We start from the raw sequence: 21,863 nt of genomic DNA on the forward strand, positions 1-21,863 counted from the left end.
GAGATGTTGAGTGTGATTTCCCCCGAAAAAGCTTCTGTGCTTTCTCACCGTTATTGGACTGAGCTCAGGGCCATATGGTTCCCAGTAAGTTAAAACTTTTCTGGTTATTTCTTACTCAGGGACTCGGTGGCCATCCGGCACGCGGCTTTTTGCACGGCATTGGCGTTATGGCGGGTATGGCACCCCACCGACATGTGGTGCCCGGTATCTTCCCAGATGGTCCATTCCACAACGGAGCCATCGCCGGGGTCTTCTATATAGTGCAAACGCCCTGCGTCCTCGGATACATCGCGCAGTTCCGGATCCCTATCCACCTGCGCTTTTATTTCATCAAAGAGCGCCTTGGCCGGAACGTTAAAAAGCGAGTCCGACGCTAAGAGGATCCTTAAATCAGGGTCTTTTCCTGAGGCGGTAACCAGTCCTTCCTCCACGGTGGCTTGAAATCCGGTGGGAAGGACAACGGAGAGCCCTTCAATATCGAGGCGTTTTTCGCCTGGGTTGAGCTCGCCATCACCGCCCGCGTCGCCAGCCGCACCGTCGCCATCATCGCTGCCACCGCCACCAGATTCTTCCGCCGGCACGGAATCGGCGGCACTCGCAGCGGTGGTGCTTCCGGCAGTAGTACCGGTCTCGCCATCGTCTTCATCATTAGACGCATTCGCGCCCATAGCCCACCACGAGGCCCCAACGACGGCAAGAATCACCACGACGATCGCGACGTGGAACATATCGATGGCACCTATCCAACCGCGCAGCTTATCGCCCCACCGCGTGCCTGCTTCCTGCCCCTTGCCTGCTCGCGGGCCAGTTCCAGTTCCGGCTCCGGGTCCGGCTTCAGTCCCTGCCTCCGGAGCCGCTTCCGCGCGTTCCATGGGGACATCCATCTGGGCGGTCGGCGCGGATTCTGGGGCGGCCGCAACCGATTCAGTACTTCGTGCTGGAGTTGATTCCGGTGCGGGTGTTGCATCTTGCTGCTGCACGCGGGCGCCGGCTACATCGAGCTGGCGGGTCAGGATGGTCACCGCTTCCCGGGAGATAGCGGTGCCCGAGGGATCCGCGATGACGGATACGTCCACGTCCGGCCAAGCTGATCCAGCGATCTTCGCAATCTGGTCCATGACGTGGCCTAAGGCTTTGCCTTCTACGATGCCGGTTCCAGCGAGATCGTAGCGGTACACGGTTTCCGGGCCTTCAAAGACAGTGGCCGCATCCATGACGGTCACCGTAATTGTTGCCGGTGGCGCGGATGTAGGCGTATCTGTAGACATTTATTCTTTTCCTTCCCCATAGACCACCTGGGCAATTCCCAGGTTTTCGCCGCGGATGCTCCACTGCCCGCGGCCGGGCGGCTGGTGGCTGGGCTTGAGCCCAAAGATGGTGCCTTCGTCGCGGTCGGCATCGAAAAGCAGGAATGCAGGTTGCAGGTCGCGCACCGCGGAAAAGAATTGGCCGAACAGCGCCCGTCCGATGCCGCCGGATTTTCGGGCGATTACCATGTGCAAGCCGATGTCCCGCGCGTGCGGCAGAAGATCGATTAAGGGTGCGAGGGCGATATCGCTCACCAAGTCCGCATCATCAATCACCACATAAATATCCGGGCCCTCCCACCAATCGCGGGTGGCGAGTTGCTCCGGGGTGATATCCGGCCCCGGCAAGCGTTGTTCCAGCGTGCGCACGGTATTGACGATTTCCTCCTGCGCACTTGATTGCGTCGCGGCATAGGCCGCCACCATGTCCGGATCCAGCGTGCCCAGGTGAGCACGGCGCTGATCGATGACCACCAGTCGCGCCTCCTCCCGCGGAAGGCTACTAACCCCACGCATTATCTGTGCCAAGAAATTGGACTTGCCGCAGCCCTGGGCACCGATGGCAACTAGGTGCGGTTCGCGCTCCGGATTCCACGCCAAAGTGGAAAGGTCGCGCCCGCCGATGCCCCAGGGGATGCCACTAGTAGGTGCTTCGCCATGGGCGGCGAGCGCCTCTGGGGTCAGCACCGCGGGCAGCATCTTCAACCGCGGTGTGGGAACGGCGTTAGCATGCACGCGGCAGATATGGGCAATGTCTTGATTCGAGGTGTGGGCGAGCAGCATATTTTCGCCGGCCTGTGTCAGTCCCCTGCCCGGCGCGCTGGGCAGTTTTTGCTGCAGCTTGCGGTCAATGAGGGAATCGAGCGCCTCACCCAAGCGCAGCTCGAGGCGGTGGACTATGAGATCCCTAATCGCCGGGCGCATCGTGGTCCACCGGGAGGTCGCGATGACGACGTGGACATTGGCGGAGGCGCCGTCCGCAACGATATCCGTGATGGACTCAGCTATATCCTCAAACTCCGCGTTGGACGGGCCGATGTGGTGCCAGCCGTCGATAATCAAGAAGGTCTCGCGCGATTCCGGCCGGCGAATAAACCCGGCGACCTCGTCTACGATGCGGCGGATCTTCTCGCCTTCCTCGCGCCCGGCTACCCCGGCAACGTGCGGTAGCCGGTCTAGGGCGGTTAGCTGCCCGCCGCCCAAGTCGATGACGTAAAAGCGGATATCTTCCGGCCGCAGGTGCAGCGCCAGGGAGGAGACTATCGTCCGCAGCGCGCCAGACTTGCCGGATTGCGGTCCCCCGCACAAGGCAAGGTGGCCGCCGTGTTGGTGAAAATCGATGACTAATTGGTCTTGCCGCTGGTAGTAGGGTCTATCGATGATCCCAATTGGCGCAGACATTTCCGCTGCGGTGGACTCCGCGCCCTCCATCTCGAGGGACGATAGTTCAATGACCGGTGGCAGCGGAGGTAGCCAGATGCGGTGGGCCTCTTGGCCGCGTGCGGCAGCCTCTTCGCCGGCGGCGCGAACGACCTCAGTAAGAACCGATGTGGATTCATCCATTACCACCGCAGGAGAATTCTGTACAGCGGCATCGTCCTTCGCCCATCCCGTAAAAAGCTCCACCCGGCGCGGCGGGCCGGAAGGATTACCTTCCAGGTCCGTGGCCGCGTGCATCCCCGCGCCAGGTGCAGCCCGGCGCGCGAGCGGCCCTGATACGTAGGAGGCCTGAAACCGGGTGAGGTCCTCGGCATCGGATTTCAGGTAGCCGGCGCCGGGTTGGCCGGGGAGATGATACGCGTCGGTCACGCCAAGGACCTGGCGGGATTCGGCGGAGGAAAAGGTTTTGAGGCCGATTCTGTAGGACAAGTGGGAATCTAGCCCCCGCAATCGCCCTTCCTCGAGCCTTTGGGAGGCCAAAAGCAGGTGCACGTGGAGGCTGCGCCCCAGGCGCCCAACGGCAACGAAAAGCTCGGCGAAGTCGGGGTGTTGGCCCAAGAGCTCGGAAAATTCGTCCACGACGATGACCAGCGCCGGTAAGGGTCCGTAGTCCCGCACGGCATCCGCAGAGGCGTTGTACTCTCCCACATTGGCAAAGTTGCCGGCGGTACGCAGGAGTTCTTGGCGGCGGTTCATCTCCCCGGAAATGGCATCATACATGCGCTCTACCAGGGTGGATTCCTCTTCAAGGTTGGTAATGACCGCGGAGGTATGCGGCAGGCGGTCACAGCCGAGGAAGGTCGCACCACCCTTGAAATCCACCAACACCAGGTTGAGTTCATCCGGGCTATGCGTGGCGGCAAGCGCGGTAACCAGGGTGCGCAGGAGCTCAGATTTACCGCTGCCCGTTGCCCCGATGCACAGGCCGTGTGGCCCCATTCCGCCGTGCGCGGATTCTTTGAGATCCAGGGTTACCGGCTGCCCGATGGAATCGATGCCAATGGGCACCATGAGCCGCGAGGCACCATCGCGCCCGTGCCACATGCCGCTGGCGGCCAACTCATCCACGCCGCTGTAACCGAGCAGCCCCAGCAAATCATTGCCCCGGCGCCCGGAGGTGCTATCGGGTCGGCGAAAGACCGCCATCCGGCGGGCCATAATCGTGGCCGCGGCAGTGCCCAAATAATCGGGTGTGCCCAGTTCTTCCACGCCCGCTGCCGTGACCGCCTGCAGGGTATCCGCCGCGACGAGGCACAAGCCCTCTTGTTCTGCGCGCAGGCTCAACGCAGACGATGGCGCACCGCCTACTTCAATAACGGTGGTATAAGAATCGCTGTGGAAGAAGTCTTCGGTGCCGGTGGTCAAGAGGGCATCGACAAGCACGATGCGAAACCGCGCCTTGTCTGGCTCCCTAGTGTGTGGCAGCCATTTTAGCCACTCCCACTCGCCGCCAATAGCCTCGATCCCGATGGTCTCGGGGCCGTGCGCCAGGGCTAACTGCATGACGAGGGCGCGCACCGTATCGCGAGCATTATCGCCGGTAAAGGATAAAAACCTAAAAGCCTGCAATTGGATCACCACCGGGAGATCCGGCACGGTGCCCACCGCCTTGATGGCCTGGCGCATGCTCACCGCACAGACCGGGTCTAGGTCCTCGGTGGCACCGGAATCCGGGACGTTGATGGGCGTGCACAACGTGGTGGGCCCAGTGCCCACGCGCACCTCCAAGGCATCCGGATCATCAGGCCCACGCTCCCACATGCGCCGCGAGCCCACCAGCGGTTCCAGCCCCGCCGGATCCGGGTGCCGGTACAGCTCGTGCGCGCGCTGCGCACCGGCATTGTCCAGGGCCTTTTCCCGCAGCGCCTTAATGTGACGCAAGTAGGTCCGCCGGGTTTCATCCGGGTCCTGCCCGCTATTTTGCGGCCCAAACATCATGGCCATGCTGGCCAGCATCATGAGCGGAAACATCAGGGATACCGGGCTGATATGCCGCGAGTCGCCCGCGCCCAGCACCATCAGCGCCACCATGCCCAACATTGCGGCAATCATCACGATGGGCAGTAGCAAGCGCACCAAGCGCACCGGCTGTGGGCGCACCGCTTCTGGAACTTCTTCTGACTCGATGGTGCCGGTGGGAAGCGGCGGTGGCGCGTCCCTGAGCGGCACGGTCAATGGCTCCACGATGTGGGTTTCCCCGATCCCAAGCATGGGTAAAATCCTCCCCCGATCCACACGCTTAGCGCTCTTGGCCCCCTGCCAAGATTCCCCGCGCTGCGGTGGACACGACGCCACCAGTAAGCCACAATATGTGACATTGGGCAAGGGGGACGCCCACAATCATGAGACAATTCGGGGGAATTATGACCGCTCCAACGGCGCATCACCTGCGCCTTACCATCCGCATCCACGCTGATTCCTTTCACAAGGAAGCAGACGTGGCATTGCCGTTAAGCTCCAGCCTGGGCGAGCTCATGGCAGAACTTACTGACCTTGTCGATGCACCCGCGATCGCCTCGCCGTGGCGCGCCAGCACGGCATCTGGGCGCACCATCGACTTCACCGCACCGCTTGCCGCCACGCCGCTTGCGGAAGGCTCCATCCTGGTGCTCGCCCCGCGCGAGGAGCGGCCCGCGCCCGTCATCCGCGATGCCGCCGAATCCCTTGCAGCCCAAAGCCACGACGACACCACTTGCGCCATCCCGATCGTCTGGGCGTGGACTGGGCTTGGTGCTGCCTTCGCCGTGGCCTGGGTGCTCTCGCTCCCGGCGGTGGCCTGCGCCGGGCTCGCCGTCGCGGCCTTCGTGCTCGCCCTGTGGACGCGCGCGCTATCCCTCGTCATGCTCGCCCTGGCAGCAGGGGCGGCGAGCGGATGGGCGCTTATTTCGCCCGCGCTTGCCGATGCCCCCTATGCCGCCCTCACCGCCAGCGCCACCCTCCTCGTGGCCTTATTAGCCTGCCACCTCACCCGGCTGAGCACCGTACGGATAACCTCTGGCGCGCTCACCATCGCCGGCTTAGTGCTCATAGCGGCCGTGAGCTACCTGCTTCCTGGACTGAGTGGCAATTCGGGCATCGGCACGAGCCACGGCACCGCGGCGGCCGCGGGCACCGTTATCGCTGGAGTCATTTTGCTTGCCACCGCCCCCGCGCTGACCATCGCCACCGCGGGGCTCAAGGTGCCGCAATTGCCCACCGCGGGCCAAGACCTCGCCGTCTCGGATGAGCGCCAGCCCGACGTAGCCGATCGCGCCACCCGCGCCGGGTACGCCTACGAGGGCATCTGCTGTGGAATCACGCTTTGCCTCATTCCAGCGCTAATCGCGCTCAGTTTCACCGGCACGGGCACCCTCGTAGCCACAGACGGCACCGTGGGTGACGCAGGGTCCGCTGCTCCTACCATCGGCTCTCGCATCGCCATGCTTTTCGGCACCGGTCTAACCGGGCTCGGCTTCGTCCAAACGCTCTGCGTCTCTGTTGCCGGAACGGTGGTCATGCACGCCGCGCGTCACGGTCGCGTGCTTGCCAGCTGGGCGCTCATGCTCGTTGCCATGGTTGCCTGCCTCACTGCCTGTCTGTGCGCCGTGCACGCGATTGCCGCCGATGGGCTTGCCGGCGCCTGGGCGCCGACGGCGGTCGCCACTCTCCTGCTTGCCGCGATGCTCAGCGCCCCACTGTGGGCGGCCAAAATGAGCGAGGTGGAACCAACGACCATCGCCTGGTTTGAACGCCTTGAGTCCCTGACCATCGCCGCCTGCCTGCCGCTTGCCGCGCACCTCGCCGGGATCTTCGAGCTCATTCGGGGGCTGGGATAATGCACCACACTCACTCACGGCGTTCTTTTGCACTACCTAGGTTTAGCGGCAGTTCTGGAATTACTGCTTGCGCGCTTACCGCATGTGTCCTCGCCGGAACCGGAGGCTTCATCACAGGAGCTCCGACCGCTCCCATCGCAAGCGCGCGGGAACCGGACCGGGAATGCGCCACCGCGCATCCATCTCCCCTAGCGCCAGAACCTTCCGAGGACCAGCGCGCCTACCGCTCCCAACTGCACTCCTTTGCCACGGGCCAAGGTGTAACGGTAGCCGTCATCGATACCGGGGTTGCCCATCACGATCAGCTGCCAAATCTTACTACAGGCGCGGACCTGGTCACTCCGGAAGAACCGGATCCGCACCGGGATTGCGACCTACACGGCACCGTCGTAGCCGGCGTCATCGCAGGCCACGATATCGGCATCGCCCCGCGCGCCGAGCTCCGCGCCATCCGCCAAACCAGCGCGCATTATCGCCAATACGGTGACACGGCCGGCGACGCCGATGAAGACAGCACCACCGGTTCACTCGACACGCTGGCCCGCGCCATCGAGCATGCCGTGGAAGACAACGCCCGGGTGATCAATATTTCCATCGTATCCTGCGTTCCAGAGAGTACCGCTCAACGCATCGATAGTTCCCGGTTAGATGAGGCACTTAACCGCGCAGAAGATGCCGGTGCCGTAGTCATCGCTGCCTCCGGCAATATTTCCTCCGGTACCTGCGAAGAAGGCGACCACGTCTTTCCCGCGGACTCACCGACCGTACTATCCATTAGCGCCCAAGAGGATGCCCACGCACTTGCAGAATACTCGCTCACGCCCGCCGATGGCCCACAACTATCCGCCCACGGATTTGTGCCGTTAGCGCTGAACCCCGCCGGTGGCTGGGCAGACGGAAAGAACCAAGAGGATTCCCTGGCGCAGTTCCACGGCACCTCCTTCGCAGCACCGGTAGTCAGCGGCACCGCCGCCTTAATAGCCGAGCGCTATCCAGAAGCCAGCGCTGCCGATATACGCCAACGGCTCCTCTCTGCCGGCGAACCCGGCAACGGTTTCATCGATCCGCTCGCCGCCCTTACCCATATCGATGGCGAGTACGCCGCACCCGCGCGCGATCTCACCATCCAACCCACCAAAGAGGAACACTCCTCCGCAGCGAGCCGTGCCGGTTGGGTGCTCGGCGGGTTAGTCCTGCTGCTGACCGGCCTGGCGGTTGCCCGCGGGCTTCGCCGGCCCAAGTCCGCCTAGCGGCTGACCTGTAGTGCTTCGTCTCGGTCCAAGCGCGAGGCCTCTGGCAAAAGCCGGATGATTTCCCACGGAACCTCGGCTCCTATGCCAGTGCCGAGGGCCTCCAAGAGTTCTTTGTTATCGACCGCATGGCGCTGCCCCGTCGGCGAGACAACGTGATAGCCATGCCCGGTATCCACGCCAACTCCTCCGGCCGATAGCCCACCAAAACGATCCGCTACGCCTTCACCGGCGAGCGCTACCGTTCCGGGGTTCTCAGTCACCATCGCTGCCCCACCGTCGCTATCGGCACACATCCAGCCTTCATCTGGGTCAACGAAGTCGAAGGTGGTGGCGGGCAGGCGGAAGTTTAAGGGGGCATCGGCAAGCGCGCCTACCTCTTGTGGTGAGGCTTCTTTGCGCGTCGCACCGTAGCTAACCAGTATGTCAGCCTGAGTGGCGGAGAGCTCGGCGACGCCGTCGTCCGTCCGGGCCCACTGACCCTGCCCGGTATCCATAATGTCCGGCAGCGGATCGGGAAACGTAAGCGGCGGCTGCTCCGCAAAGGCATTGAGCAACTCCGCGGGGACGGGCCAGGAATGGGTGCTCCCGTCGATGCCAATCCCGCGGCGGATGACCCGGCCCTCCGTGCTCTGCGCATCGGGCAAGCGCACGCGCCCGTCCGCGGTGAGCAGCCACTGCACACCATCCGTTTCTGCGAGCGCGGCGCGCTTCTCCCCAAAGCCCTCCTGTGGCGGATCCGCCACCACGATGACCTCTTCTTTGGCTACTTGTTGGCCATCGATGCTGGTGAGATTATCCGCGGGCTGCTCATCGTGCTCGGCAAGGCACGCCGCCCACGAGCGCTGCGGTGTCTCGCCCGGGGCAGCCAGATACCCGGGCGCATCCGAAATCCCCACCGGCGTGCCTAACGAGGCCTCGCGCAAATGCTCGTCCCCAATGGTCTGTGCCTCGGCCGCCTCGCCGGCGATAATCCGCGCGGAAGAGAGATTGTAGACGGGGTGATACGTATCGTTGACGTCCACGAAGAGCTGGCCCTGCTCCGAGCGCACGATGGGCGCATCCCCTGGCTGCGGGCTCGGCTGCAACCAGGCCAAAAGACCAGAGCCGACCGCCAAAAAGGCCACGCCTACTCCGCCGAACATCATCGCCTTGCGGCGGCGGGCCAGCGGATCGTGGATCATGCGGGTATCGCCCAATACGAGCCCGTGTTCCACGCGGCGGCGTAAAAATTTATGGCCCGAGACTTGGGCCTTGGTCGTTGGCAATGGACGTGCCATGAATTTCCCCCCGAAAATTCCCCGAAAAGTCTAAATAAACCCAGACCTCAGGCTAGCGCAGGCGCCACGGCCCTGCCACTTGGCAGCGTGTGCTCACAGAACGGTGCGCTTTTCTCGCGTCACGTCTGCCCGCGCGGACATTTCGCTGGGTTCCGGGTAATCCACCTGGACTAAAGACAGGCCCTTCGCCGGCGCCACCGGGATGCGAGAGGAGCGCTTTGTCTCCTGCAGCAAGGCCGCGGCGAAGTCGACGTTCCTGCGGCCTTCCCCAACACTTAAGCAACAACCCACTAAGGACCGGACCATCGACCAGCAGAAGGCATCCGCGGTCACTCGGGCTTCAAAGAGCTGCGGTTCCTCCTGCGTCGATACATCCCGCCAGCTAAATTCCTGTAATTCGCGAATGGTGGTGGCATTTGGCTTGGCCTTGCAAAAGGCCGCAAAATCGTGCAAGCCCACCAAGACGTTGGCCGCGTCCTGCATGGCATCGATATCTATCGGTTTGAACCATTCGGCCGTATCGCGCGCCCTTGTCGGCAACGCACCCCGCTGGCTAGTGGTTATCCGGTACACATAATGCCTGCGCAGCGCGGAAAATCGGGCATCAAAACTGTCTGGCGCGAACTCGCAGCCATGCACCCGAACGTCTTCCGGCAACAACTTGGCAAGCCTGCGCACCAACTTCCCGGGATCATTTGCTACGGACCGTTGCTCCAGCATCTCCTGCGGCACATCCACGTGCGCCACCTGCCCGCGAGCATGGACGCCCGCATCCGTACGCCCAGCTACCGTCAGCGGTACCTCCGTGCGAGCGATCATTGCTAGCTGCTCCTCGAGCACGCCTTGGACGGTGCGCAGTCCGCCCTTTTGCCTGGCCCAGCCGTGAAAATCGGTGCCGTCATAGGCCAGATCTAACCGGAGCCGAACGAATCCTTCTGCTGGTCCCTCATCTGCGATCGCTGCTGCTTCAGTCATGGTGGACCTAATGCTACCGGAGGCATCGGCGAGTTCCCGAAATGTGCAACCTCTCCTGCTACACCTCCCCTGTTCGTTTTGAGCAGAAAATGCAATATCTGAAGGCCATATTTGCTCAGTTATTGCAGTGGAGGATGCGCATAGGAGGTTGAGCGTAGGAGGTTGTACATAGGTGTCGTCGTGCATTGGAAGATGCGTGGTCCGCTGCATGGCGAAGCCGCGCGATGGAGCGGGACGAGGGAGCGGGACGAGGGGGGGTGGGACCAAGTACCTGAGGCTCCAAGTTCAAAACGACAAAAGCCGCCTCCCCTGTCTCTTCGTAAAGAGAATGGGAAGGCGGCGATTATGCGCTACATCTGCGAGTAGGGACTGCAATCCACGCAGGGCGTTAGGGCCTGCGCGAATTCAGTGGCCGAGGGAGATTACTTCTCCTCGGACTCCTCAGCAGAGGTGTTCTCAGCAGCGGTGTCCTCGGCCGGAGCTTCGGTCTCCGCAGCCTCGTCTGCCTGAGCTTCTTCAGCTTCAGCGGCCTTGGAAGCGGCAGCGCGGGTAGCGCGGTTAGCCTCGGAGGTCACGGTCTCCTCAAGAACGAGGGAGATCTGGGACATCGGGGCGTTGTCACCGGTGCGGTTGTCCAGCTTGATCGTGCGGGTGTAGCCGCCCTCACGGTTCTCAAACTTCGGTCCGACCTCGTCGAACAGGTGGGAAACTACATCCTTACGCGGGATGAGCTTCAGCACTGCGCGGCGGTCAGCGATGGTGCCGGACTTAGCCTTGGTGATGATCTTTTCGACGTACGGGCGAAGAACCTTCGCCTTGGCATCGGTGGTCTTGATGGCGCCGTGCTCGATCAGGCTAGCTGCCAAGTTGCTCAGCATGTGAGCTTGCTGCTTGGCGGAGCCACCGAGACGGGCACCCTTCTTCGGGGTAGGCATTGTTTACTCCTCGTGTGCGGTAAAAGTTGAGCGCGCGGCAACGAGTGCCGCAGTTCAGGGTGATTCTTTACTCGGAATCGTCCGCAGCCGGGTCCTTGAAGTCGCCGGTTTCTGCGTCGTAGCCCTCGAGCTGGGTGGGGTCGAAGTCCTCAGGGGTGTCCTTCAGAGCAAGGCTCAAGTTAGCCAGCTTGATCTTTACCTCATTAATCGACTTCTGACCGAAGTTGCGGATATCCAGCAGGTCGGACTCGGTGCATTCTGCAAGCTCGCCGACGGTGTGGATTTCCTGACGCTTCAGGCAGTTGTAGGAGCGAACGGAGAAGTTCAAGTCCTCGATAGGCATGCCGTAGGCGGCGATGTACTCGGTCTCCTGCGGGGAGGGACCAATCTCGATGCCTTCGGCTGCGTTGTTCAGCTCGCGTGCCAGGCCGAAGAGTTCGACCAAGGTGCCGCCGGCAGAAGCCAGGGCGTCGCGGGCGGAAATCGAGTTCTTGGTTTCGACGTCGATGGTCAGCTTGTCAAAGTCGGTGCGCTGCTCAACACGAGTAGCTTCGACCTTGTAGGAGACCTTCAGCACTGGGGAGTAAATCTGGTCGATTGGAATACGGCCGATTTCCCCAGAGGTTGCGGTAGCCGGGACGTAGCCACGGCCGCGCTCGACGACGAGCTCAATGTCCAGCTTAGCGGTGCCATTCAGCGAGGCGATGTGCAGATCCGGGTTGTGGATCTCCACGCCAGCCGGCGGCTGGATATCGCCCGCGGTGACATCACCAGGGCCTTCCTTGCTCAGGTACATAACCACCGGCTCATCGGAGTCGGAGGACAGGACCATGCTCTTGATGTTCAAGATGATCTCGGAAACGTCTTCCTTCACACCGTTGATGGTGGTGAACTCGTGGAGCACACCATCAATCTTGATGGAGGTTACCGCTGCGCCTGGGATGGACGACAGCAGGGTGCGACGCAGCGAGTTACCGAGGGTGTAGCCAAAGCCCGGCTCGAGCGGTTCGATGACGAACTTCGAACGAGACGAGTCGATGAATTCCTCGGTGAGCTGAGGACGCTGGGAAATGAGCATTGCAATTCTCCTTTTCGGCGACCGCTATTTGACGCCGGTAGAGGGGGTAAAAATCTTGAGGTTGAAGATTCCTGATGGACCGCGTGGCCTTGAAGGGCCGTGCGGTATAACAGTTTACTTCGAGTAAAGCTCGACGATGAGCTGCTCTTGCAGCGGAATGTCGATCTGAGCGCGCTCGGGCAACTGGTGCACGAGGATGCGCAGCGTATCAGGAACGACCTGCAACCATGCCGGTACGTTGGCATCGATAAGAGCGTCCTGAGCGTCTTCGAACCATTCCATCTTCTGGGAACGCGGGCGGACATCGATGATGTCGTACTGCGTAACCCGGTAGGACGGGATGTTGATGTTCTTGCCGTTCACGGTGAAGTGACCGTGAGAAACGAGCTGGCGAGCCTGGCGGCGGGTGCGTGCCAGACCTGCGCGGTAGACTACGTTGTCCAGGCGGGTTTCCAGAAGGATGACCAGGTTGTCACCGGTCTTGCCTGGGAGGCGGTTAGCCTCGGTGTAGTAGCGGCGGAACTGACGCTCCAGCACACCGTAGGTGTACTTTGCCTTCTGCTTCTCCTGGAGCTGCAGCAGGTACTCAGATTCCTTGATGCGGTTGCGGCCAGCCTGTCCCGGAGGGTACGGGCGGCGCTCGAATGCCATGTCTCCGCCGACCAAGTCGACGCGAAGACGGCGGGATACGCGGGTAGCGGGGCCAGTGTAACGAGCCATTTTCTTACCTCTTTCCTTCCCTTAAACCTTGCGACGCTTGGTCGGACGGCAGCCGTTGTGCGGCTGTGGAGTTGCATCCGTGATCGAGGAAACCTCGAGGCCTGCAGCCTGCAGGGAACGGATGGCGGTCTCGCGGCCGGAGCCCGGACCCTTAACGAATACGTCAACCTTCTTCATGCCGTGGTCCATTGCCTTGCGTGCGGCGCTTTCAGCGGCCATCTGCGCAGCGAACGGAGTGGACTTACGGGAACCCTTGAAGCCAACGTGGCCAGAGGATGCCCAGGAGATAACAGCACCGGTCTGATCGGTGATCGAGACGATGGTGTTGTTGAAGGTGGACTTGATGTATGCGTGGCCCAGAGCCACATTCTTCTTGACGACGCGACGGCCGGAACGGCGTGCGCCGGAACGAGTCTTTGGAGGCATGAACTACTTCTTCTTTCCTGCGATCGTCTTCTTCGGGCCCTTACGAGTACGCGCGTTGGTCTTCGTACGCTGACCGCGTACCGGCAGACCGCGACGGTGGCGCAGACCCTTGTAGCTTCCGATTTCAATCTTGCGACGAATATCAGCCTGAACCTGGCGGCGGAGGTCACCCTCTACCTTCCAGGAACCTTCAATTGCGTCACGCAGTGCCGAAACCTGTTCATCTTCCAGGTTGTCGGTGCGCAGGTCAGGAGAAATGCCAGTCTTTTCTAGCAATTCCTTGGCACGGGTTGGACCGATGCCGTAGATGTAGGTGAGAGCGACCTCCATACGCTTATTGCGTGGGAGGTCAACACCAGCTAGACGTGCCATAAGGCGTGTCCTTTCGGGTTGTTACGGCGGTTTTCTCCCCATCCGTCCCGCTCCATGCAACGCTTCGCCCGGACCGTGCCGGGAATCCTTGGGTTGCTTACCAGTGCGGGCTCAGGCCACCGTAGCCTGAGGTGTACAGGACAAAGCCGTGCTTCGCCCTTGGGTGAGGAGGCTGACTGTGTTTACTTGTAGCGGTAGACGATGCGTCCGCGGGTCAGGTCATAAGGAGACAGCTCTACGACGACGCGATCCTCCGGGAGGATGCGGATGTAGTGCTGACGCATCTTACCGGAAATGTGTGCAAGAACCTTGTGCCCATTGTCGAGCTCGACACGGAACATTGCGTTTGGCAAAGGCTCGACGATGCGACCCTCTACCTCAATTGCGCCTTCCTTAGCCATAACCTCTACTTTTCTGGTGACAGACAAGTACCTGTCACCTGCATGTTTGTTGTCTACTGCGGTGGTGCAAGCCAACCAGACCTACTGGCGCCATACACCGTCAAACCAGCATACGCTGCAGCGACACGATTTCCAAACCGCACGCACTTTCCTAATTTCCCAACCTGCAGCAGAATACTAAAAATACCCTCGTACTCGGTTCCAGCTTTCGGAACTAAGCACGAGGGCGGGGTGCACTCACGCGGTGAACTATACCGAATTAGTAGATGTAAACCTTGTCACCAATCTGGACGTCGTTCCAGTAGCGAACCGCTGCATCGTACGGCAGGTGGACGCAACCGTTGGAGTCAACATTGGTGTTGTCCAAGTGGAAAGCGTGGCCGTTGTTGGTGAAGTAGATGGAGTAAGGCATCGGCGCGTTGTTGAACTCGCGGGAGATTTCGTCCTTCACCTTGCGGTTGACGTGGAAGGTACCGCGCGGGGTTTCCTCGCCCACCATGCCAGCGGACATGGATGGGGAAATGTAGGAAACATCGCCGCCTTCCTGCAGCCAGGTGCGGCGTCCATCAAGGTCGACGCAGATCTTGGCGTCTGCTGGGCAGGAGCCGCGGTCGAATTCGTTGGCGCGGCGCTGCTCCTCCGCACGGCGTGCCGCTTCTTCAGCCTTCGCCTTTTCTTCCGCAATCTGCTGTGCGTGTGCACGCTCAGCATCCTCGCGAGCTTGGCGTGCTTCCTCGTTCTTCTGCGCTACGAGGCCCGGGGAAAGGAACTCCAGTGCGCTGTCCACTGCGGACTGCACATTCGGCGCCAATTCTGGGGCGTACTTCTCAGCCTGGTCCAGGATGTCAGTGCGGGTCTGCCATGCCTGGTCACGGGTCTGGCCCTGGAAGTTATCAACCTGCTGCTGGGCATGCGCGGTGAGCTGATCAAGATTAGGGAGTTGCTGAGCAGAAGCTGCCGGGGCGCCGGCAATGGTGCTCAATGCCATGACACCAGCCACTGCTGGTGCAGCAACGGTGGCACTTAACTTGCGGAGGCTGAATTTAGACATAGTGGTGAGTATAAACCTTTCAGGGGATTATCGCCTAGTTTAAGAGGCGATTTCTAGGAATGTTTATCAGGAGCGCCTAGTGAGAATGCGGGGGCCGTCCGCCGTCGCGGCTACCGTATGCTCCCAATGGGCGGCAGTCGAGCCATCCAGCGTGACCACCGTCCAATCATCTTCCAGCACCGCACTATCGACGGTGCCCAAGGTGAGCATGGGTTCGATGGCTAGCACAGAGCCTTCCTGAATGAGGGGCCCGCGGCCAGGCTTTCCCTCATTTTCCAAATAGGGTTCTTCGTGCATGGTCCGGCCAATTCCATGGCCGCCATAACCGTCCACGATATAGAGGGACACGCCAAACTTTTCTTCGGCGCGGTAGGTTGCCTGCTCCAAGGCGTGGGAAACATCCGTGAGGCGGTTGCCCGGGACCATCGCTTGCAGTCCTTCCATGAGCACCCACTCGGTCGCCGCGTTCAACGCCGCAACGTCCGGGTCCGGTTCACCGATGGGAAAGGACCACGCGCTATCTCCTACCCACCCATCGAGCGTGGCACCGCAGTCGATGGAGAGGAGGTCGCCATCGGCAAGCACTGTTTTAGCATCGGGGATGCCGTGCACGATGACATCATTAACGGAGGAACAAATGGAGCCCGGAAAGCCCTCGTAGCCCTTAAAGGTAGGGGTGGCACCGGCTTCGCGGATGGTCTGTTCCGCCACCGCATCGAGCTCCAGCGTGCTCACTCCCGGCGCCGCGGCGGCGCGAACTGCTTGCAGCGCCTTGCCGACGATCTCGCCAGCCGCCTGCATGGCATCCAGCTCGCCTGCGGTGCGGGCGGGAATACGCTTGGTGCGGCGCCGAAAAGCCATTACTTGCCCAGCGCTTCCATGGCGCGGGCGTTGATCTCTTCCACGGAGCCTTCTGCCTTGATGGGGATGATGGCATCGCCGTAGTGCTCGATGAGCGGGAAGGTCTCCTCGCGGTAGACGCCCAGGCGGGTGCGGATGGTTTCTTCATTATCGTCGGCGCGGCCGCGGGCCATCATGCGCTCGACAACGACGTCCTCAGAAACCTCGAAGTTCAATACGCCGTCGAGCTTTTCGCCCTTCTTGGACAACAGCTCTTCCAGGATGTCTGCCTGCTCGGTGGTGCGCGGGAAACCGTCCAAGAGGAAGCCATTCTTGGCGTCGTCTTGGCTGAGGCGCTCTTCTACCATGCGCGCGGTGACATCGGTAGGCACGAGCTTTCCGGCATCGATATAGGACTTCGCCTCAACGCCCAGCGGGGTGCCCTCGCCAATATTGGCGCGGAAGAGGTCACCGGTGGAGATGTGCGGGACGCCGAGCTTTTCGCTCAGGATTGCTGCTTGGGTGCCTTTGCCAGCACCGGGAGGGCCGAGAAGTACAAGACGCATTATTTTAGTAGTCCTTCGTAGTTGGATTGGAGAAGTTGGGATTCAATTTGCTTGACCGTGGTCAAGGCCACGGAGACCATAATCAAGATGGCCGTACCGCCAAAGGCGGAGGTGCCGTTGGCAGAAGAGTGACCAACGCCAAGGTCCAGCAGGATATTCGGCAGGATGGCGATCAACGCCAAGTACAGGGCACCGACGCTCAGCAGGCGGTTCATGACAAAGCCGAGGTACTCCGCGGTGGGGCGACCCGGGCGGATGCCTGGGATGAAGCCACCGTACTTCTTCATGTTATCGGCTTGCTCGGCGGGGTCGTACTGCACCGAGACGTAGAAGTACGCGAAGAAGATGGTCAGCAGGAAGTACAAGACGATGTACTGCCAGGACGACGGTGCCTGCAGGTGCGCAATAACGTTGCGCTGCCACCAGTTATCCGGAGTGTGCACGGAGCTGGAGTTAACGATCTGCGTAATCAGCACCGGCATGTAAATAAGCGAGGAGGCGAAGATGACCGGGATAACGCCGGCCTGGTTGACCTTGAGCGGCAGGTAGGTGGAAGAACCACCGTACTGGCGTCGTCCCACCATGCGCTTGGCGTATTGCACCGGAATGCGGCGCTGGCCCTGCTCGATGAAGGTAATGCCGACGACCAGAACAATGAGACCGGCCAGCACCATGGCAAAGACCATGCCGCCGTTGTTTTGCAGGATGTTCATGCCATCGGTAGGCAGGCGTGTCGCAATACCGGCGAAAATGAGCAGGGACATGCCGTTGCCAATGCCCTTTTCCGTAATCAATTCACCCATCCACATCACGAGGACGGCACCGGAGGTCATCGTCACCACAAGCAGGATCAGGGTGAAGAAGTTGCGGTCTTCCGCCAAGACCGGCACGCCCTGGCCCAGCAGCTGCTCGCGATCCGCCAATGCGACGATGCCGGAGGATTGCAGCAGCGCCAAGGCGAGCGTGAGGTAGCGGGTGTACTGGGTCATTTTCGCTTGCCCAGACTGGCCTTCCTTCTTTAGCTGCTCAAAGCGCGGGATGACCACGGTCAGCAGCTGCACGATGATGGAAGCCGTAATGTAGGGCATGATGCCGATGGCGAAGATCGACAGCTGCAATAAGGCGCCACCAGAAAACAGGTTAATCACGGAGTACAGGTCTCCGGATTCTTCTGTCAGCTGACGCAGGCGTCCTGCAATTGACGCGTAATCTACACCCGGCGACGGGATCTGTGCACCGATGCGGTACGCAATGATCATCACGATGGTGAAGACGATCTTCTTGCGTAGGTCGGCATCCTTAAAAGCCTGCAAAATGGCGGACACTACAAAATCCTCCTGGCCTACCGCTGTCACTGCCACGCGCGAATCTTCAGGATTCTTATTGCAGCAACACACGGAGGTGGACACTCGTTGGCCCCCTCAGGGCTCCGCGTCTTTCTCACTTGGCGTTAAGAAGTAAAGACAAGGAGTCCCAAAGGAACGGTGGAACACTTTTGACCCCATAACCCTACCAGCCAAATATCTGCGCGCCACATCTAACCCGCATTATGTGACAATGATTGCCTTTTCTTTCGCGCTTATTCCACTAGGGGTTTACCATGTTAATTATTGCCCCGCGCAATTTTCTACCCGTAATATTTCGGCCTTGCGATCCCTAAACACCAAGGTCGTTATTGGTGTGAACCCAACATTGCGAAAGAAGTCTGAATGAGCAAAAAATTCACGCCGATGACCGTTGCTGAGATCATCGACGTCTTCATCCCTAGTCCCAACCCCTTCCGCTGGGAGGCTTTTGATGGCTCGGCCACCGGCCCTGCCGATGCCGAGTACAAGGTCACCATCAATAGCCTTGGCGGACTTGCTTATATCGCCACCCACCCAGGCGATGTCGGATTCGCCCGCGCTTATGTCACTGATGGCATCTCTGTAGAAGGTGAGCACCCTGCCCACCCGTACGGCGTCTTCAATGCCCTGCACGCCATGTATGACAAGTTCGAAAAGCCCAGTGCTAAGGATATGGCGCGCGTGATTCGTTCGCTGGCTTCCATGGGCGCCTTCCACATCCAGCCGGTGCCTGAGGTAGAGCGCGCCTCTTGGCTGCGCCGTAAGCTCCACGATGGCCTGTCTAAGCACTCCAAGGAGCGCGATGCCGACGTCATTTCTGATCACTACGACGTGGGCAATGACTTCTACGAGCTCTTCTTGGGCGATTCCATGACTTATACCTGCGCCTACTTCCCCACCCCGGATGCCACTTTGGAGGAAGCGCAGGAAAACAAGTACCGGCTCATCTTTGACAAGCTGCGCCTAAAGGAAGGTGACACCCACCTGGATGTGGGCTGTGGCTGGGGCGGCATGGTGCGCTACGCTGCACGCCGCGGCGTGAAATCCATCGGCGTGACCTTGTCGCAAGAGCAGGCCGAATGGGGCCAAAAGAAGATCGAAGAAGAAGGCATGCAGGATCTGGCCGAGATCCGCTTCATGGACTACCGCGATGTCAAAGAAGAAGGCTTCGATGCCATCTCCGCCATCGGCATCATCGAGCACATCGGCGTGCAGAACTACGATGACTTCTTCAAGTTCATGTACAGCAAGCTCAAGGTCGGCGGGCTGATGTTGAACCACAACATCACCTACCCGGATAACCACAAGACGCCCAAGGGCGGGTTCATTGACCGCTACATCTTCCCCGATGGCGAGCTCACCGGCTCTGGCAACGTCACCAAGGCCATGCAGGACAATGGCTTCGAGGTCTTCCACACCGAGTCCCTGCGCTTTGATTACATGCGCACCCTGCACGAATGGTGCGAGAACTTGAAGGAAAACTGGGAGGAGGCCTGCGATCTGGTCGGCCTGCCCACCGCTCGCCTCTACGGCATCTACATGGCCGGCTCGGAGTGGGGCTTCGAACGCAATATCATTAACCTCTACCACTTCTTGGGCATCAAGCTCGGTGAGGCCGGCTCCCGCGCCGGCGTGCCTGAGCGCCGGTGGTGGGAAGACAGCCGCTTTTAAAAGGAGCCCACTATGACCCTTTTGGACCAATTGCGCGAGCGCGTTTCTGCCCTGCAACCACGCCCAGTCGACGCCGTGCGCATCGAGCCCGTGGGCTGGCATGCCCACCGCGCAGGCGTAGACACCCTGCTACGCAGCTTCCGCGAGGTTCCCGCTGGCAAGCGCGTGCGCCTGGCCAAGAAGACCTCTAACCTCTTCCGCGGCCGCAGCGAGAATCAGGTAGGCCTCGATGTCTCCGGATTGGGCGGGGTCATCGAAATCGATCCCCTCGCCCGCACCGCCGATGTGCAGGGTATGTGTACCTACGAGGATTTGGTCGATGCCACCCTGGCGCACGGCCTCATGCCGTTTGTAGTGCCGCAGCTGAAGACCATCACCCTAGGTGGCGCTGTGACCGGCATGGGCGTGGAGTCCACCAGCTTCCGCAACGGTCTACCGCACGAGTCCGTCATCGAGATGGATATCCTCACCGGCACCGGCGAGATCCTTACCTGCTCGCGCGAGGAGAACGTCGATCTCTTCCGCCTCTTTCCCAATTCCTATGGTTCTTTGGGCTACGCGGTACGCCTCAAGATTGAGCTCGAGCCCGTGCCTCCCTACGTGGAGCTGCGCGAGCAGCGCTTCCACTCGGTAGAAGAGGCGAGCCGCGTGCTTGCCGATGTCTCCGTTCACCACACCCACGAGGGTGAGACCGTCGATGGGCTAGACGGCGTGGTCTTTTCTGAGGACGAGGCTTACCTCGTCTTTGCCCGCTTTACCGATGAGGAGGGCCCTACCTCCGATTACACGCGGGATAAGATCTACTACCGCAGCCTGCAGCACGCCCAAGGCATGCGGCGCGACCGTCTTGCCATCCGCGACTATATCTGGCGCTGGGATACTGACTGGTTCTGGTGCTCACGCGCGTTTGGCGCCCAAAACCCCAAGGTCCGCAAGGTATGGCCGCGCGAGCTGCGCCGCAGCTCCTTCTATTGGAAGCTAGTGCGTTTGGACCGCAAGTACGAGTTGGAGTACAACTTCATCAAAAAGCCGCACGGCAAGCCGCGCGCTGAGCGCGTCGTGCAAGATATTGAGGTCACCCCGGAAAACCTTCCGGAGTTTCTCCACTGGTTCTTCCAAGCCTCCGATATCCAGCCTGTGTGGCTGTGCCCCATCCGCCTGCGCGATGTCGTGGGCGAGCTCGTGGGCACCGGCGATATTGCCGCCGAGGCCAAGGACCCCTGGCCGCTTTATCCGCTGCGTCCCGGAAAGACGTGGGTCAACGTTGGCTTCTGGTCCGGCGTGGATGGCGATCACGTCGATCCCAGTGCCCCGGGCAATGGCGCATTCAACCGTGTCATTGAAGAAAAGGTCAATGACTTGGGCGGCCACAAGTCGCTGTATTCCGAGGCCTTCTACTCCCGCGAGAGGTTCGAAGAGCTCTATGGCGGAAAGCTCCCGGATGCCATCAAGGCGGTAACGGACCCGGACGACCGCTTCCCCGGACTCTTTGAAAAGACCGTGGACGAGGCTTAAGACGGTCCCACAATCACTGAAGGGTGGAACGCTTTCACGAGCGTTCCACCCTTCTTCTATATCTTGAATACGATCTCGAGCTGATTCCACGGCGCGCGCAGGCAACTAATTGGTCTGGGCTACCTGCGCGGTCTTCGCGTTATCCGGCGGAGATGACAGCGGCAGAGATCGACTACACCCCCTCGCCCCGCACGCTAGGTGCGAGGAAAGGGGGTGTAGCTATTCTCTAGTCCAGATTACTTGGTGTTGGCGGAACCGCCAGCAGCCTCAATCTTTTCTACAGCGGACTTGGAGAACTTGTCTGCGGTGACGTTCAACTTAACGTTGATGTCGCCGCTGCCCAGAACCTTGACCGGCTGGTTAGCGCGGACGAGGCCAGCAGCAGCGATGTCAGCGACGGTGATGTCGCCGCCTTCGGCAAACTTCTCAGCCAAGTCAGCCACGTTAACAACCTGGTACTCAACGTGGTTCGGGTTCTTGAATCCCTTGAGCTTAGGCAGACGCATGTGGATGGGCATCTGTCCACCCTCGAAAGCAGCGGGAACCTGCTTACGAGCGCCGGTACCCTTGGTACCGCGACCAGCGGTCTTACCCTTGGATGCCTCACCGCGGCCGACGCGGGTCTTGGGCTTATTTGCTCCTGCGGTTGGGCGCAGGTCGTGCAGCTTGATGATATCAGCCATGGTTTACTCCCCTGCCACTTCTTCGACGGTGACCAGGTGGCGAACCTTGTGAACCATGCCGCGAATGATCGGAGTGTCCTGCTTAACAACGGACTGACCGATGCGCTTGAGGCCCAGGGCCTCAATGTTCTTGCGGTGGTTCGGCTTGGTGCCCACCAGTCCCTTTACCTGTGTAATCTTCAGAGCCATTGT

At 60.7% G+C, this 21,863-nt stretch carries 20 protein-coding genes; 4 read left to right on the forward strand and 16 right to left on the reverse strand.

Translation table 11 applies throughout. From position 1 onward, the window contains the following. Positions 1 to 104: 104 nt before the first annotated feature. Complete coding sequence (locus tag ABRP95_RS06120; RefSeq protein ID WP_284770178.1) at positions 105 to 1,268, reverse strand: type VII secretion-associated protein; 1,164 nt, start codon at positions 1,266 to 1,268, stop codon at positions 105 to 107. Then, the gene (gene eccCa / locus ABRP95_RS06125; RefSeq protein WP_284852472.1) at positions 1,269 to 4,958 is read right to left on the reverse strand and encodes a type VII secretion protein EccCa; all 3,690 of its coding nucleotides are present in this window, start codon (positions 4,956 to 4,958) and stop codon (positions 1,269 to 1,271) included. 152 nt (positions 4,959 to 5,110) lie between these two features. Between eccCa and ABRP95_RS06130 the strand changes: the two genes are divergently transcribed. Beyond that, positions 5,111 to 6,562, forward strand: a complete 1,452-nt coding sequence (locus ABRP95_RS06130) for a ubiquitin family protein (protein WP_284770180.1) — start codon at positions 5,111 to 5,113, stop codon at positions 6,560 to 6,562. Beyond that, positions 6,562 to 7,812, forward strand: coding sequence for a S8 family serine peptidase (locus ABRP95_RS06135; protein WP_284770181.1), 1,251 nt, complete (start codon positions 6,562 to 6,564; stop codon positions 7,810 to 7,812). Before ABRP95_RS06130 ends, ABRP95_RS06135 begins: the two co-directional genes overlap by 1 nt. Here ABRP95_RS06135 and eccB read toward each other — a convergent pair. The 12 genes from eccB to secY form a co-directional block, all read right to left on the reverse strand. Next, entirely contained in the window at positions 7,809 to 9,092 is a 1,284-nt protein-coding gene (gene eccB / locus ABRP95_RS06140; protein WP_284770182.1) for a type VII secretion protein EccB, read from the reverse strand. The two genes, ABRP95_RS06135 and eccB, sit on opposite strands and share 4 nt — an antisense overlap. Before the next feature lie 93 nt (positions 9,093 to 9,185). Further along, complete coding sequence (truA, locus tag ABRP95_RS06145) at positions 9,186 to 10,067, reverse strand: tRNA pseudouridine(38-40) synthase TruA (RefSeq protein ID WP_284869154.1); 882 nt, start codon at positions 10,065 to 10,067, stop codon at positions 9,186 to 9,188. A gap of 422 nt (positions 10,068 to 10,489) precedes the next feature. Further along, the gene (gene rplQ, locus ABRP95_RS06150; protein ID WP_284770184.1) at positions 10,490 to 11,002 is read right to left on the reverse strand and encodes a 50S ribosomal protein L17; all 513 of its coding nucleotides are present in this window, start codon (positions 11,000 to 11,002) and stop codon (positions 10,490 to 10,492) included. Between the two features lie 67 nt (positions 11,003 to 11,069). Beyond that, positions 11,070 to 12,080: a DNA-directed RNA polymerase subunit alpha gene (locus tag ABRP95_RS06155; protein WP_349839105.1), complete on the reverse strand. Its 1,011-nt coding sequence runs from the start codon at positions 12,078 to 12,080 to the stop codon at positions 11,070 to 11,072. Between the two features lie 114 nt (positions 12,081 to 12,194). Next, complete coding sequence (gene rpsD, locus ABRP95_RS06160; RefSeq protein WP_023016758.1) at positions 12,195 to 12,800, reverse strand: 30S ribosomal protein S4; 606 nt, start codon at positions 12,798 to 12,800, stop codon at positions 12,195 to 12,197. A gap of 21 nt (positions 12,801 to 12,821) precedes the next feature. After that, positions 12,822 to 13,226, reverse strand: a complete 405-nt coding sequence (rpsK, locus tag ABRP95_RS06165; protein WP_005277076.1) for a 30S ribosomal protein S11 — start codon at positions 13,224 to 13,226, stop codon at positions 12,822 to 12,824. Positions 13,227 to 13,229: 3 nt separating this feature from the next. Continuing rightward, positions 13,230 to 13,598 (reverse strand): 30S ribosomal protein S13, encoded by a 369-nt coding sequence (rpsM, locus tag ABRP95_RS06170; RefSeq protein WP_005281309.1) that lies wholly within the window; start codon positions 13,596 to 13,598, stop codon positions 13,230 to 13,232. 182 nt (positions 13,599 to 13,780) lie between these two features. After that, positions 13,781 to 13,999: a translation initiation factor IF-1 gene (gene infA / locus ABRP95_RS06175; RefSeq protein ID WP_003854422.1), complete on the reverse strand. Its 219-nt coding sequence runs from the start codon at positions 13,997 to 13,999 to the stop codon at positions 13,781 to 13,783. Positions 14,000 to 14,258: 259 nt separating this feature from the next. After that, positions 14,259 to 15,050 carry a L,D-transpeptidase gene (locus ABRP95_RS06180; protein ID WP_349839106.1) on the reverse strand — a complete coding sequence of 264 codons (792 nt, stop codon included), beginning with the start codon at positions 15,048 to 15,050 and terminating at the stop codon, positions 14,259 to 14,261. A gap of 66 nt (positions 15,051 to 15,116) precedes the next feature. Continuing rightward, entirely contained in the window at positions 15,117 to 15,911 is a 795-nt protein-coding gene (map, locus tag ABRP95_RS06185) for a type I methionyl aminopeptidase (protein WP_284852470.1), read from the reverse strand. Further along, the gene (locus tag ABRP95_RS06190) at positions 15,911 to 16,456 is read right to left on the reverse strand and encodes an adenylate kinase (RefSeq protein ID WP_284852469.1); all 546 of its coding nucleotides are present in this window, start codon (positions 16,454 to 16,456) and stop codon (positions 15,911 to 15,913) included. Before ABRP95_RS06190 ends, map begins: the two co-directional genes overlap by 1 nt. Beyond that, on the reverse strand, positions 16,456 to 17,781 hold the full coding sequence (gene secY, locus ABRP95_RS06195) for a preprotein translocase subunit SecY (RefSeq protein WP_284770189.1): 1,326 nt from the start codon (positions 17,779 to 17,781) through the stop codon (positions 16,456 to 16,458). The genes ABRP95_RS06190 and secY overlap by 1 nt, the downstream gene beginning before the upstream one ends. A gap of 384 nt (positions 17,782 to 18,165) precedes the next feature. Between secY and ABRP95_RS06200 the strand changes: the two genes are divergently transcribed. Next, positions 18,166 to 19,473: a class I SAM-dependent methyltransferase gene (locus ABRP95_RS06200; RefSeq protein ID WP_284770190.1), complete on the forward strand. Its 1,308-nt coding sequence runs from the start codon at positions 18,166 to 18,168 to the stop codon at positions 19,471 to 19,473. Positions 19,474 to 19,485: 12 nt separating this feature from the next. After that, positions 19,486 to 20,988, forward strand: a complete 1,503-nt coding sequence (locus ABRP95_RS06205; protein ID WP_284770191.1) for an FAD-binding oxidoreductase — start codon at positions 19,486 to 19,488, stop codon at positions 20,986 to 20,988. A gap of 236 nt (positions 20,989 to 21,224) precedes the next feature. On the opposite strand, the gene rplO is transcribed toward ABRP95_RS06205, so the two are convergent. Both rplO and rpmD read right to left on the reverse strand, forming a co-directional pair. After that, positions 21,225 to 21,671: a 50S ribosomal protein L15 gene (rplO, locus tag ABRP95_RS06210; RefSeq protein WP_284770192.1), complete on the reverse strand. Its 447-nt coding sequence runs from the start codon at positions 21,669 to 21,671 to the stop codon at positions 21,225 to 21,227. 3 nt (positions 21,672 to 21,674) lie between these two features. Continuing rightward, a complete protein-coding gene (gene rpmD / locus ABRP95_RS06215) occupies positions 21,675 to 21,860 on the reverse strand; it encodes a 50S ribosomal protein L30 (protein WP_005276997.1) in 186 nt (61 codons plus the stop codon). Between the last annotated feature and the right edge of the window lie 3 nt (positions 21,861 to 21,863).

It is taken from the genome of Corynebacterium sp. KPL2895, assembly GCF_040225815.1.
In the GTDB taxonomy this organism is placed as follows: Bacteria; Actinomycetota; Actinomycetes; order Mycobacteriales; family Mycobacteriaceae; genus Corynebacterium; species Corynebacterium rhinophilum.

Bases quoted from the DNA above. Each gene is read 5' to 3' on its own strand.
- ABRP95_RS06120 (WP_284770178.1), bottom strand. From the start codon at position 1,268: ATGTCTACAGATACGCCTACATCCGCGCCACCGGCAACAATTACGGTG.
- eccCa (WP_284852472.1), bottom strand. From the start codon at position 4,958: ATGCTTGGGATCGGGGAAACCCACATCGTGGAGCCATTGACCGTGCCG.
- ABRP95_RS06130 (WP_284770180.1), top strand. From the start codon at position 5,111: ATGACCGCTCCAACGGCGCATCACCTGCGCCTTACCATCCGCATCCAC.
- ABRP95_RS06135 (WP_284770181.1), top strand. From the start codon at position 6,562: ATGCACCACACTCACTCACGGCGTTCTTTTGCACTACCTAGGTTTAGC.
- eccB (WP_284770182.1), bottom strand. From the start codon at position 9,092: ATGGCACGTCCATTGCCAACGACCAAGGCCCAAGTCTCGGGCCATAAA.
- truA (WP_284869154.1), bottom strand. From the start codon at position 10,067: ATGACTGAAGCAGCAGCGATCGCAGATGAGGGACCAGCAGAAGGATTC.
- rplQ (WP_284770184.1), bottom strand. From the start codon at position 11,002: ATGCCTACCCCGAAGAAGGGTGCCCGTCTCGGTGGCTCCGCCAAGCAG.
- ABRP95_RS06155 (WP_349839105.1), bottom strand. From the start codon at position 12,080: ATGCTCATTTCCCAGCGTCCTCAGCTCACCGAGGAATTCATCGACTCG.
- rpsD (WP_023016758.1), bottom strand. From the start codon at position 12,800: ATGGCTCGTTACACTGGCCCCGCTACCCGCGTATCCCGCCGTCTTCGC.
- rpsK (WP_005277076.1), bottom strand. From the start codon at position 13,226: ATGCCTCCAAAGACTCGTTCCGGCGCACGCCGTTCCGGCCGTCGCGTC.
- rpsM (WP_005281309.1), bottom strand. From the start codon at position 13,598: ATGGCACGTCTAGCTGGTGTTGACCTCCCACGCAATAAGCGTATGGAG.
- infA (WP_003854422.1), bottom strand. From the start codon at position 13,999: ATGGCTAAGGAAGGCGCAATTGAGGTAGAGGGTCGCATCGTCGAGCCT.
- ABRP95_RS06180 (WP_349839106.1), bottom strand. From the start codon at position 15,050: ATGTCTAAATTCAGCCTCCGCAAGTTAAGTGCCACCGTTGCTGCACCA.
- map (WP_284852470.1), bottom strand. From the start codon at position 15,911: ATGGCTTTTCGGCGCCGCACCAAGCGTATTCCCGCCCGCACCGCAGGC.
- ABRP95_RS06190 (WP_284852469.1), bottom strand. From the start codon at position 16,456: ATGCGTCTTGTACTTCTCGGCCCTCCCGGTGCTGGCAAAGGCACCCAA.
- ABRP95_RS06200 (WP_284770190.1), top strand. From the start codon at position 18,166: ATGAGCAAAAAATTCACGCCGATGACCGTTGCTGAGATCATCGACGTC.
- ABRP95_RS06205 (WP_284770191.1), top strand. From the start codon at position 19,486: ATGACCCTTTTGGACCAATTGCGCGAGCGCGTTTCTGCCCTGCAACCA.
- rplO (WP_284770192.1), bottom strand. From the start codon at position 21,671: ATGGCTGATATCATCAAGCTGCACGACCTGCGCCCAACCGCAGGAGCA.
- rpmD (WP_005276997.1), bottom strand. From the start codon at position 21,860: ATGGCTCTGAAGATTACACAGGTAAAGGGACTGGTGGGCACCAAGCCG.